This window comes from Niastella populi, from assembly GCF_002078015.1.
Classification (GTDB): domain Bacteria; phylum Bacteroidota; class Bacteroidia; order Chitinophagales; family Chitinophagaceae; genus Niastella; species Niastella populi.
The window spans coordinates 29048-41316 of sequence record NZ_LWBP01000213.1 but is presented as its reverse complement, the minus strand read 5'-3'; the positions used below and the strand labels follow the sequence as shown (position 1 = coordinate 41316).

General features: G+C 47.1%; 11 protein-coding genes. 8 read left to right on the top strand and 3 right to left on the bottom strand.

The window, feature by feature from the left end; all coding sequences use genetic code 11:
* Window positions 1–46 precede the first annotated feature (46 nt).
* From A4R26_RS27435 to A4R26_RS35500, 5 genes are all read left to right on the top strand, one after another.
* Window positions 47–1045, top strand: coding sequence for a PorP/SprF family type IX secretion system membrane protein (locus A4R26_RS27435; protein WP_081169735.1), 999 nt, complete (start codon window positions 47–49; stop codon window positions 1043–1045).
* Between the two features lie 157 nt (window positions 1046–1202).
* Entirely contained in the window at window positions 1203–3206 is a 2004-nt protein-coding gene (locus tag A4R26_RS27430) for an OmpA family protein (RefSeq protein ID WP_081169734.1), read from the top strand.
* Window positions 3207–3382: 176 nt separating this feature from the next.
* On the top strand, window positions 3383–4402 hold the full coding sequence (locus A4R26_RS27420; RefSeq protein ID WP_081169732.1) for a PorP/SprF family type IX secretion system membrane protein: 1020 nt from the start codon (window positions 3383–3385) through the stop codon (window positions 4400–4402).
* A 33-nt stretch (window positions 4403–4435) separates the two neighbouring features.
* Window positions 4436–6244: a PKD domain-containing protein gene (locus tag A4R26_RS27415; protein ID WP_081169731.1), complete on the top strand. Its 1809-nt coding sequence runs from the start codon at window positions 4436–4438 to the stop codon at window positions 6242–6244.
* A gap of 37 nt (window positions 6245–6281) precedes the next feature.
* On the top strand, window positions 6282–6851 hold the full coding sequence (locus A4R26_RS35500) for a collagen-like triple helix repeat-containing protein (protein WP_081169730.1): 570 nt from the start codon (window positions 6282–6284) through the stop codon (window positions 6849–6851).
* Between the two features lie 134 nt (window positions 6852–6985).
* Here A4R26_RS35500 and A4R26_RS35195 read toward each other — a convergent pair whose 3' ends face one another.
* The gene (locus tag A4R26_RS35195) at window positions 6986–7123 is read right to left on the bottom strand and encodes a hypothetical protein (protein ID WP_165760431.1); all 138 of its coding nucleotides are present in this window, start codon (window positions 7121–7123) and stop codon (window positions 6986–6988) included.
* 203 nt (window positions 7124–7326) lie between these two features.
* Here A4R26_RS35195 and A4R26_RS27400 point away from each other — a divergent pair, with 203 nt between their 5' ends.
* The 3 genes from A4R26_RS27400 (at window position 7327) to A4R26_RS27390 (ending at window position 10717) form a co-directional block, all read left to right on the top strand.
* Window positions 7327–7908, top strand: coding sequence for a hypothetical protein (locus A4R26_RS27400; RefSeq protein ID WP_242675033.1), 582 nt, complete (start codon window positions 7327–7329; stop codon window positions 7906–7908).
* A complete protein-coding gene (locus A4R26_RS27395; RefSeq protein ID WP_081169727.1) occupies window positions 7905–8585 on the top strand; it encodes a hypothetical protein in 681 nt (226 codons plus the stop codon). Before A4R26_RS27400 ends, A4R26_RS27395 begins: the two co-directional genes overlap by 4 nt.
* 353 nt (window positions 8586–8938) lie before the next feature.
* Window positions 8939–10717, top strand: coding sequence for a phage tail-like protein (locus A4R26_RS27390; RefSeq protein WP_081169726.1), 1779 nt, complete (start codon window positions 8939–8941; stop codon window positions 10715–10717).
* Between the two features lie 298 nt (window positions 10718–11015).
* On the opposite strand, the gene A4R26_RS27385 is transcribed toward A4R26_RS27390, so the two are convergent.
* Together A4R26_RS27385 and A4R26_RS27380 are read right to left on the bottom strand one after the other, a co-directional pair.
* Window positions 11016–11459, bottom strand: coding sequence for a response regulator (locus A4R26_RS27385; RefSeq protein WP_081169725.1), 444 nt, complete (start codon window positions 11457–11459; stop codon window positions 11016–11018).
* 282 nt (window positions 11460–11741) lie between these two features.
* The gene (locus A4R26_RS27380) at window positions 11742–12038 is read right to left on the bottom strand and encodes a T9SS type A sorting domain-containing protein (protein WP_081169724.1); all 297 of its coding nucleotides are present in this window, start codon (window positions 12036–12038) and stop codon (window positions 11742–11744) included.
* Between the last annotated feature and the right edge of the window lie 231 nt (window positions 12039–12269).

The window sequence follows — 12269 nt, the reverse complement described above, 5'->3', positions numbered from 1 at the left end:
CGATTCACGATAAAACGAAATGCATCAATAATAAAAACGAAACGTTATGAGAAAGAAACTAATACTGCTACTATTTGTGGGACTGAGCTGTACGGTGGTGAATGCCCAGGTAGATCCGCATTTCTCACAATACTATGTATATCCGGCCTGGCTGAACCCGGCACTGACGGGCGCCTTTGATGGCGACTACCGCATCTCGGGCATTTATCGCTCGCAGTGGGGGAATATCAGCAGCCCGTTCACCACACCGGGGGTGGCGGTTGATTTTACTACCAACAAGAATTCGAATTTCGGCGCCAGTGTATTGAACCAGACTGCCGGTGATGGCGGTTATAATTATCTCACCGCCTATGCCAGTTATTCCTACACCGGCGTACGTCTTGGCCCCAATGAAAATCATCGCATCGCCATGGGCATGCAGATCGGGGTTATACAAAGGAGGTTCAATCGCTCGAAGCTGACCTTTGGCGATCAGTGGAACCCGATCACCGGTTATAACCCGGGCGCTACATCGGCCGAAGCATTCAGCAAAACCTCCTCCACTTCATTCGATGCGGCTGCCGGTATCCTTTATTACGATGCGCAGCCGGGTAAAAAGCTGAATTTGTTTGGAGGCTTCTCCGTGGCGCATCTTACCCGTCCCGATGACAAGTTCAGTGAAAGCGGCAATGCGCGCCTGCCTATGCGGTATACAGCGCATGGCGGGGTGCGTATAACATTGTCGGATGTACTAAGTTTAACGCCGAATATCTTATACCTGAAACAGGGAACTGCCAGCGAGAAAATGGCCGGCGCCTACGCCCGCCTGATTGCAGCACCCGGCACCGATGTAATGCTGGGGGCGAACTACCGCTTTAAAGATGCTTTGTCACCCTTTGTTGGGTTTGCACATAAAAATATGGTGCTGGGAGTGAGCTATGATGTCAATACTTCCGATCTGGGAAAGATGGCCAATGGCTCCAACAGCTTTGAGATCTCATTGTCGTTTATTGGCAGAAGGTCAATAAAGACGCCGGAAGTAGATTTTGTCTGTCCGCGCTTATAGTCATAGGTACACCAATGTCCTGGAAACCGGCGGTTGGTTTCTACCAACCGCTATTCTTTAAAACAATTGCCCTGATATATATACCAAGAAGAACGATTGCTGCCATTGAAAAAACAGGAGGATGGCCTTATTGCATTGATCTTTTTAAAAACGTAGTATGAAGAAAATAATTGTCACTGGAATAATATTCAGCTGCTGTCTTTTTGCAGCCAACGCCCAGTTCACATACGATTATCTGCGGGCGGCGGATAACTATTATAAAAAAGCCGATTACTATTCAGCCGCCCGGTATTATGAAAAATATTTAGGTACGGCCAGCCAGAAAATGAAAAAGGATGAGTACAGTCCGTATACAGTGCCATCATCTGCAGAGAAAAAGAAAAATGTGCCGGTTAGCAGTAAACAGATGGCATTGTACCGCGTAGCGGAAAGTTACCGCCTGTTGCATGACCATGCAAAGGCCGCCACCTATTACGAGAAAACGCTGGAAGCCGATGCCGGCGAATTTCCGTTGGCCCGCTATTATTATGCCCTCACGCTAAGGGCGCTTGCCAGATATGACGAAGCGGAAAAAGAATTCAACCATTTTCTCGATGAACATACTACAGATGATGCCTATTCCGAATCGGCTAAAAAGGAACTGATGAGCCTGCGCTTTATTCAGGTTCAGTTAAAAAAGAAAGACCTGAAACTATACAACGTGCATAAGGCCGGCACACCCATCAATACGGAAGGCGCCAATTATGCACCGGTATGGCTCAACGAAAATACCCTGCTGTTCACTTCAACCCGCGTTGATAGTAACGCAAAGAACCAGTCGCACGTAAACCGGGTGTATTCCACGCCGGTAACCGAAGGCCTCACGGGTGAAATAAAGCCGCTGCCCTTACCACAGGCCAATACCCAGCACCAGGGTGTGGTGAGCCTTACACCTGATGGTAATACCCTTTTCCTTACCAGGTGGATGATCAGCGGGGGTAAAAAAATATCCGGTATTTACAGCAGTAAGAAGAACGGTAACGACTGGAGCGAACCTGTTCTGCTCGACAGTACTATCAATGCCGGCGGGGCCAGCACCCAGCAGCCTTTTGTAATGCCCGGCGGGAAATATTTATTGTACAGCAGCGACAAAGCCGGCGGTTTTGGCGGTTTTGACCTTTGGTATGCCGAACTCGATGAGAGCGGGAAACCCATTCGCACCGCGAACATGGGTAACGTTATCAATACGGTAAATGACGAACAGGCGCCATACTACCACGCCGCTTCTTCAACACTGGTATTCTCAGGTAATGGCAGGATAGGCATGGGTGGATATGATTTCTTCTACAGTAAGGGAACGATCGACAACTGGGCCGCACCAATCAACTTTGGTTACCCCGTAAACTCGGTAAAAGACGATATCTATTTCGTAAGCAGGGGCAGCGAAAGGAATGTGCTGGAAGATGTATGGATGAGCTCTGACCGCGAAGCAGTGTGTTGCCTTGAATTGTTCTACCTGAAAAAAATAATGCCCAGGAAACAGGTGAGCGGACAGGTAGTAGCCTGTGAAGATAGTATGCCATTACAGGGCGTTACCATCAACATCCTCGATACTGTTCAGAATAAAATAGTGTATACCCAAACCACCGCCGGTGATGGAAACTATTCCTTTACGCTCGATGAGTTTCAGCCGTTGAAGGCGGTTGCTACCATCAACGGGTATAGCAATGGTTCTTTACCATTTCATGCGCCTTCAGATGAAGAGGCCGAACTGTTGGTGAACCCGGCTATTTGCCTGGTAAAAGATGTGCCGCCGGTTGATGAGGCCATCGTAATGGATAATGTGTATTATGATTTCGATAAAGCCACCCTGCAGAAAGAATCCTATGCGTCGCTTGATAAACTGGCCGGCTTGCTGAATGCACATCCGGAGATCTCCATAGAACTGAGCGCACATACCGATAACAAAGGAACGGAAGAATATAACCAGCGGCTCTCCGATGCCCGCGCCCGCAATTGCGTGGAATACCTGATCAGCAAAGGAATTGATAAAAACCGCCTGCAAGCAAAAGGGTATGGTTCAACCCAGCCGATAGCACCGAACACGAAGGAAGATGGAAGCGATGATCCGGAGGGAAGGCAGAAGAATCGTAGGACTGAATTTAAAGTTTTGGGAAAGTAGTTGGCTGGTTGACGGGTTGACGAGTTAACAAGTTGATGAAGTTGATAGAGTTGATAAAGGGTGGTTCACCCTGGACTGCTTTAAGCTGTATTCGCTTGCGGCTTAGCTTGCGGCTTATAGCTTGCAGCTTGCAGCTGTATTCGCTTGCGGCTGATTCACCAAAAAAACGTACGCACATGAAGTATCTGATCACACTTTTGTGGGTGATGGCCACCTGTATTCACATACAGGCCCAGCAGAAACCACACTATACACAGTATATCCTGAACCAGTACATCCTGAATCCCGCATTGACGGGGATCGAGAACTATACCGATATAAAGGTGAGCCACCGCCATCAATGGGCGGGGGTGCAGGATGCGCCGGTTACCTCGTATGTAACCTTACATACGCCCATCAACAAAAAAGATTACCGCACAACCGCCACTTCTTTTGAAGTGCCGGGTGAAAACCCGCGCGGTCAGCGGTATTGGGAGGAATACACCGCTGCCGAACCGCATCATGGGGTTGGCCTGCAGGTGATCAACGACCGCACCGGTCCGTTAAATTATTTTTCTGCCTACGGCACCTACGCCTATCATTTAGGTATAAGTGCAAGAACCAGTCTCGCCGCCGGTTTTGGCGCCGGTTTCACCAGTATCAGTTTAAATACCAATAAACTCGATTTCGGTAACCTGCAGGTTGATCCGGCGGTATACAACAACGGCACGATCAATACCATGAAACCCGATTTTATGGCGGGCGTCTACCTGTATTCAGCCGATTATTTTATAGGGGTGTCCGCGCAGCAGATCATTCCGCAAAAAGTGAGCTTTTCAGACAATTCAGTAAAAGCCGGCAGTGGCAAAACGGTGCCGCACATTTTTGCTACCGCAGGTTACCGCTTTTTGCTGAGCGAAGATTTTAACCTTACGCCATCGGTGATGGTGAAATACGTACAACCGCTGGCTACGCAGATCGATTTCAATGCCAAACTGCAGTATCGTGATGTGGCCTGGTTTGGAGCAGGTTACCGCTATGAAGACGGTTTTGCCGCCATGGTAGGTATGAATATCAGTCACCGGTTAAATATTGGTTATTCTTATGATTATACTACATCGGGGTTGAATATAGTGAGCAAGGGTTCGCATGAATTCCTGGTAGGCTTCCTGCTCGGAAACAAGTACGATGACGGATGCCCGAGGAATGTTTGGTAAGGCAGATTAACCATTTTACCTTTTTCACGCTCAATGCAACCGGTTAAGTATTTCCATACTGTATTGTTGATCGTATCCTTTTCAGCACAGGGGCAAACCTGTATGCCGGTAACGATCACCCCGGTCATTACACCGGCGGTATGCGGCGGTGGCAACGGCAGTATTGCATTGACGGTAACCGGTGGTACAGCGCCATTTACCTACAACTGGAACACTACGCCGGTGCAAACGACGGCAACGGCTGCCAACCTGCCGCCGGGGATCTATAACTGCGTTATAAGGGACGCCAACGGTTGTTTAACCGTTTTCCAGGATGAAGTGACGCGGCGGTCGATCGTATCGTTACGGCCCACTGCCCGGCCGGCAACCATTTGCGCCGGTGAAACGGTGGCGTTATCGGTAATAGCGCAGGGTGGTACGTTGACATCCTACACCTGGAACCCCGGCAATATCGGCGGAACCAATATAACGGTGTCGCCTGTGGTAACTACCGCCTACACCATAAGCGGACAGGATGCCTTTGGTTGTGAGGTAACCGCCAGCGTGCCCGTTACGGTGAAACCCATACCCAATGCAGCATTCAGGGTTACCCCGGCAACTGTATGCCTCGGTACACCGCAAACCGTAACATTTACCGGCAGCGCCACGGGAACGGCGGTATTTAACTGGAATGGTTTTGCCGGTGCAGCCGTACAAAGTGGGAGCGGGGCCGGTCCATACAATATCCTGTTCAATACAGCCGCAACATACACCATACAATTGCAGATCACCGATAACGGATGCATATCGGGTATTGCACGGCATCCTGTAACCGTAACAACAGCGCCGGTTGCCGCCATCTCGGTTGATAAAACAACCATCTGTGCGGGCGATACAGTGACCGTTCAGTTCACCGGCAGTAAAAGTAATACAGCTGCGCCTGACTGGAACTGGGGTGGGGGCAATGTACTGAGTGGTTCCGGTGACGGCCCTTTCAAAATAAAATACAACAACAACGGATTAATTGTATGCACCGTACGCGATGGTATTTGCGCCGCTGCCTCGGCATCACAGGCCGTAGCGGTAACACCCTTGCCGGTAGCAGCATTCATTGCCGATAAAATAACCGGTTGTGCGCCGGTAGCAGTGAAGTTCACCAATCAATCGAAACAGGCCGATTTCTACATGTGGGATTTTGGCGATAACGAAAAAAGTATTGAAGAACAGCCGGTACACCTGTACACATCGCCGGGAGTGTATCCGGTAACGCTGACGGCATCGGCCGGGGCAGCGTGTACAACGATCATTACCGGTTCCAATAATATTGAAGTGCTGCCGCCGCCCGTAGCAGCTTTCGACAATACGCCTGATGTAAATGTTCCCATTGAAATAAGTATGGCAACATTTGAGTTCAAAAACAATTCACAGTATGCTCATTCCTTTAGGTGGTACTTCGGAGACGGGGATTCGGCTGTAGATCGTGAACCTGTGCATTGGTATAAACAGCCCGGGAACTACCAGGTCACCTTGTATGTACGTAATGAAATTGGTTGTACCGACAGCGTCGGTCGTGGCGCATATGTCGTGATCGCAGACAAGGTGTTGCTGGTGCCCAATGCCTTTAGCCCGAACGGTGACGGCGTTCATGACCGCTGGGTGATACCCGGGCTAAGGGCCTTCCCCGACTGCCAGTTGACGATCTATAACCGGTATGGACAAACCGTTTTCAGCAGCCGCGGTTATAACGAACCCTGGGATGGAAACCGCAATGGCAAACCGGTTGCAACGGGTACCTATTATTATATCATCAAAAAAGGCCGCGATAAGGAATTGTATACGGGCTGGGTTGAAGTATTACGCTAAGCATCATTTATCACAAACACTAAATAAAAACAAGAACATGAAACGCACAAAACAATGGCACCTGCACCATTTATTCTATTACCTGCTGGCCGTTTCGCTCGCCTTTACGGCCTGTAAAAAAGGTGACCCTGGTCCGCAGGGCGAAAAAGGCGACAAAGGCGACACCGGTGAAAAGGGATCGCAGGGAACGAAGGGTGATCCCGGTACAGCTAATGTAATGTATTCCGATTGGCTCGATCTTGGTTTTCAGCTTGACCAACCCAGTGGCATTTATTTTACCGTGATCCAGGAACCGAAACTTACCGATAATTTTTTGAGTACCGGTGAAGTGAAAGTGTACATCAACCTGGGAACGCCTGCCGAGAAAGTGGTGTCTGTATTGCCATACCGTTCAGGAAATGCGCAGATCACGCCATTCTTTCTGGAAGGTGTTATCGAGCTCGATGCAAACGTGAATGCTTCTACCGTTACCGATCCAACAACCGGCGATAAAATTCTTCAGTACCGCTATGTGCTGATCCCCGGCGGCGCGCATGTGCGTGCCGATAAAAAGATCAACTGGAACAATTACGAAGAGGTGAAAGCATACCTCGGGTTGAAGGATTGACAGGTGTGCCACACTTTCAACGTGTGGCACACCTTGGAAACTGCAATTATTTTATAAGCGACTTCATCAACTTACAAAAAACGTGACCGCGTAAATGCATTTAAATAGGTATGGGCAGTGCTTTTTCTCGTGCGTTACGTTTGGCCCCGGCGATTAGCCGGGGTTTTTGTTTTATGACCCCTGAAAATTTTACGGCCGCCTGTAAAAGAAGGCGCTTCATCGGTCAATTGATGCCTGCCATCGGCGAAACCGCAGGTACGTCGTTGCGCCATTGACTAAACGCATGGGTTAAGAATATAAATATCGTTCTTTGGCCTGCTGCTTTTTTTTAATTACAATTACACGCATCCTGTAGGTGCTTATATTTATTATTTCCATAACCCGTATAACCAACATCCTGATACGGTAATCCTGCACGTTATTTAAAGCTAGTACCCTAGCCGGCATCAGACCCGGAATAATGAAAAACCAGCTTATGAGCAATCCGCTGTTTAAGAAGATCAATATATTTCTAAAAGTCAACGAGCAAACCATCGATAGTTACTTCAATGCCAATGACCCGGCGCCTATCTATAAACGGCAGCTGAGCCAGGAGTTCGAGGAATATATTATGAACTATGCGCCCAGCATTAAAAGATATTCAACCGTTACCTACAAGCTGAACTGTGTAAATGAATCTGATAAAGAATATTTAGATCCGCTGGTACATGCCATTCGCCGGCATTTCTCCTTAAAAAAATCGATCAGGGAAGCCGAATTCAAAAAGTTCAAAAAACGCAACTGGGTGCTGCTGACCTTCAGTTTGATCGTCGTAATGTTCTTCCAGGGTGTAATGCCGCTGATCTTTAATGTAGAGCACCGCATTCATTCGGCATTCAGCAATGCGCTCGATGTATTCAGTTGGGTAATTCTGTGGAAACCTATTGAAAAGCTGATCTTTTACTGGAACCCGTTCCTTAAAGAGATCTCCATCTTCGATAAACTGATAAATGCACCCATAATAATTGTGGGTGAAAAAAAGGAAGTGGCGCCGATGGAGCAGGAATATGCAGCATGAGAGCATTTGCTTCCATATTGATGATCGCCCTCGTGTTTACCTGTAACCGGGCATTAGCCCAGTCGGAGGTAATGTTTGAGCAATACCATGTCATAAATACAGGCCAGCCTTCTTTATATATGCCTGTGATGCATTACCAGCACTCAAAGAACTGGTATGCCGAAGCGCGGTATAATTACGAAGATGTTGAAACTTTCTCCCTGTATCTCGGCCGGGCCTTCAACGGTGGAAAGAACGCATTCAATTATTCTGTTGTGCCCATGTTGGGCGGTTCGCTGGGGCGATGGCAGGGCATTTCAACGGGTTTGAATATCGATGTAGACCTGAATGATTTCTTCTTTTCTTCGCAATCACAATATTCAAGATCAACCGGTTTGTACGGCGATTATTTCGTGTATAACTGGTCTGAGGTAGGTTATCAAAGCCTGAAATGGTTGTATGCCGGTTTATCCCTTCAGCATACCCACGAACGGTTTGCCGGCAGTGAGCTGCAACCGGGTTTTATGGTTGGGTTTACATTCAACCGCTTCACCATTCCTTTATATACCTTCGAGCCCTTTAATAGCGGCAGGAACTTTATCATAGGCGTTACGATGGAGTGGACGCATAAGAAGAGGAAACAACCGGCCTTGGTTAAAGACGAAACAACCGGAAGGACTACGCCTTTCGGGAAGTAAGATCGATAAGCGTGAAACGGCAGACGTGAATCGGCAATACAACCTGCTCGCAACCCGTCAACCTGTTTTTTTGCAGCAGCATCACCACTAACAACGACATCACCCTTACCATCTCCGGTTTCATCGGGTCAACCCTTTGTCAACCTTTTAACCAGTTAACTCGTTAACACGTCAACTCGTTAACTCGTCAACTAGTCAACAAGTCAACTCGTCAACCAGGATAAGCAATACCACCTATGCCTGTTTCGGTTAACCTTTAAATTGTTTTGGAAACCAACATGGATATCATGTTACGAATACAAGGTTGCGTTATTTAGCGTGTCCAATATTTTGGATGTCTTAAAATCCTGTTTATGAAACACCATTTCGCATTTCTATTTGCTTCGCTGCTTGCCGTGTGCACCCATGCCCAGGTAAAGATCGGCGATAATCCCAACACGATCGATCCCAATTCGCTCCTCGAGCTCGAAAGCACCAATAAAGGTTTTTTACCGCCGCGCGTAGCATTGAACAGCACCGTTTCTGTTGCGCCATTGACCGGCGCCGTTACGGCCGGTATGCTGGTGTACAGCACCGGAGGTTCGCTGGCCGACGGGTATTATTACTGGAACGGAACTTCCTGGCGGCTGGTGGCAACCAGCGAGCTGAACACCGTTTCCAAATCAGCTTCCGCCACGCTTACGAAAAATGAAACGTTTGTACTCGCCAGTAACGATATTACCCTCACATTGCCTGCCATTACCGCTTCAGACAATGGCTTAAGCATTACCATAAAGAACGTTGGCTCGCATGTACACCTGGTAACAGTCAAAGGCAACAGCGGCGCTACCATCGACAATGATACCATTTCAAACTTAACGCGCTATGCTGCTCAAACTTTTGTTGCCAGCGGCGGTAACTGGGTTATAAAAAATAAAGAGAATCAGCCGGCGCATACGCTCGAAGTAAATGCCAACAGCAGTTGGACCAGCCTGCAGGAGGCGATAGAATTTTTAAATGCGCATATGACCGGCCCCACCGTGGTAAGGCTGAGTGAAGAAATATACGGATTATCCGCTACGATTGTTATTGATCTGCCATATACGCTTACTTTTCAGGGATTGTCGTATGGCAATTCAACGATAGCTGCTGCAGGGGGGCTTGCCGGAAAACCAATGTTCAGGTGCTTATCGGATTGTAATTTTAAAATGTTACAGTTTGATGCCACTTTGCTGTCGGGCTATGGTTCAGCCGAAGGGGAAGATGCGATCAGGTTGGTGGGCACGGGTACCTACAACGAAGTAAAGGATTGCACTTTCGACCGGTTTTACAACACCATCCTGGATTCTACAGATGCCGAACTGTGGGTGTTCGAAACCGATATATCCCATGCACACAATAATGGTATACTGGTTCATGGCGCATCAGGTGTAGTCGTAAAAGTAGCTGAAACCGATTTTATCGGCTGCAAACGTGGCGTGAATTTAAATAAGGGAACAGATGCCATCATTCAGCTGGCTTCCGGCGGGTATTATAATGACGCCGGAACCGATACAGCTATTGTTTATAATCCGTCTGCATTTACGTTTTTAACTGTTTCCATAACAGGAAATTCGTGGAACAATACCGGTAAGTATATTGAAGGATTTGATTTTTCACGTACCGATGGCAGAGATGCCAACGCCATTGTAGAAAGCAATGCAGGTATGGGCGATAAAAGGCCTAACTGTACCATCAATTCGATTAACAGCACAGCCTCAACCACTTTAACAGCCGGTAATGCATGGTATAAAGTGAGCGATTTTACGGGAACCGTTGGTACCACCGCCTGTAAATGGAGTGTTTCAGGCAACAAGATCACTTATCTGCCCAAAAACAGGAGAGATGGCACGATCATTATTTCAGGAAATATGTCGGTAAGCAATCCTAATAAAACCATATCCATTGGTATTGTGAAGAATGGTGAATCGGGCGTACGGTATGGTGAAACCGCCCTCAGGATCACCACTCAGAATCAGCCTTTCCAGTTTTCTTCAGTGGTTTCATTAACTGATATAGGCCCCAACGATTATTTCGAACTCTATGCTTCATCTGCCACTTCAGGAGATATTATAACCATCAACGATATTCAGTGGCTGGTAAGCACGCAATAGTTTTTAACCAGGGTCTGTTACATATAATTTTCGCGCCGGGTAACGATTGAGTAAGCGCGTCAAATTTTTATAAAATGCATTGTGAATAGGGAATAGAACAGGTACAGGACAATCACATAGGATCAAGGACAAGTACAGCCATCCGTCTTCAGGCGGATGGTTTTTTTATGTACAAACGGCAGTCAGGTGATGGTGCGGTTTCAAACTGCAACAAAAAAAACGTCCCGGTTACCCGGGACGCCCCTGTTCAGCATATAGTATTGGCTCAGTTAACGAGTTTATAAGGCGGCAGGAATTTTTATATTCCCAACCCTGATTTTACTTTTTCGAAAAACGATCTCTTGCCGGCTTTTTGCAAAGGGACATACGACTGTTCAACCCGTTGCATAATAGCTGCCATTTTATCGGGACTTAAAGAAGATTTGATCACATAATCCATGGCCCCGTACTGGCGGGCTTCCATGGCAACCTGTTTGTTCTCCTGTCCTGAAATGATATAAACCAGTATCCGCTGGTCGAAGGCTTTTATCTTTCTCAACGCTTCGATACCGTTCATGCCTTCCATGTTATAATCCATAAACACAAGCGCGGGTTGCTCTTTGATCTCTGACAGGCAATCGTCTGCAGCATTGAAAGATATTATATTGGTATAGCCCAAATTCCGCAGAAACTGTTCGTACAGTGACAGGCAGAATATATCATCGTCTACAATAAAGATCTTCATATCGGGATACAAGGCCATGATTATGGTATTTATAGGTATTATTATTGGTTTTGTACAGGTTGCCGGCCCCAATGGCGTTGCACCTGTGTTATCAAAAACGTGGATTGGCAAATTGCTATTGCAACTTATTGAGTGGTAAATACAAAACTAATATTTGTATTGGTTCGCCGGTAGGGGTTATTGCTTAAGGCTTAAGGCTAAAGGCAAAAGGCTGGATCCAAAATTTCGAGCTGTCTGCAATTAGCCGGGTGGAAATTATTTCGGAGGCTGGCCTTCAGCCTTACGCTTTCAGCCTTTTGCCTAATCTATTACGATCGGCTGCACATAATGATTGTCGCCATAACGAATGGCTACCTTATAAATGCCCCGGGCAAGGTGGCGTGGAAGTTGTACCGTGTGATTGGAGTGTAATTCGGCGTGATACAGGAAATGTTTAAATACCTGTTGTCCGGCCAGTGAGTATAATTGTACGGTAAAAACGCATTTTTCAATGTTGTACAATTGCAACCAGAACTTTCCCTGGGATACCAGGTTAGGGTATACAGTAATGCGCTGACTGCGCTTTTTCGATTGATCGCTTAACGGCAAGGTGTTCATAGGATTTGGGACTAAAAGGATAATGATATTGTTGAGCAGGATGAAAGTAACACTTATCCAACTGGATAACAATAGTATTCCTACGAGTTTTACCTCAAACGCCTTTTTTTACCTGCCGTATTAGAACACTGTTAGAATAAAATTAATAAGTTGGCCGGGCCCGTCATGGTATTTACCAAACGGGATGTACCAATTACTGACCGCTGTTGCTGAATGCCCTGTGTTAATTGC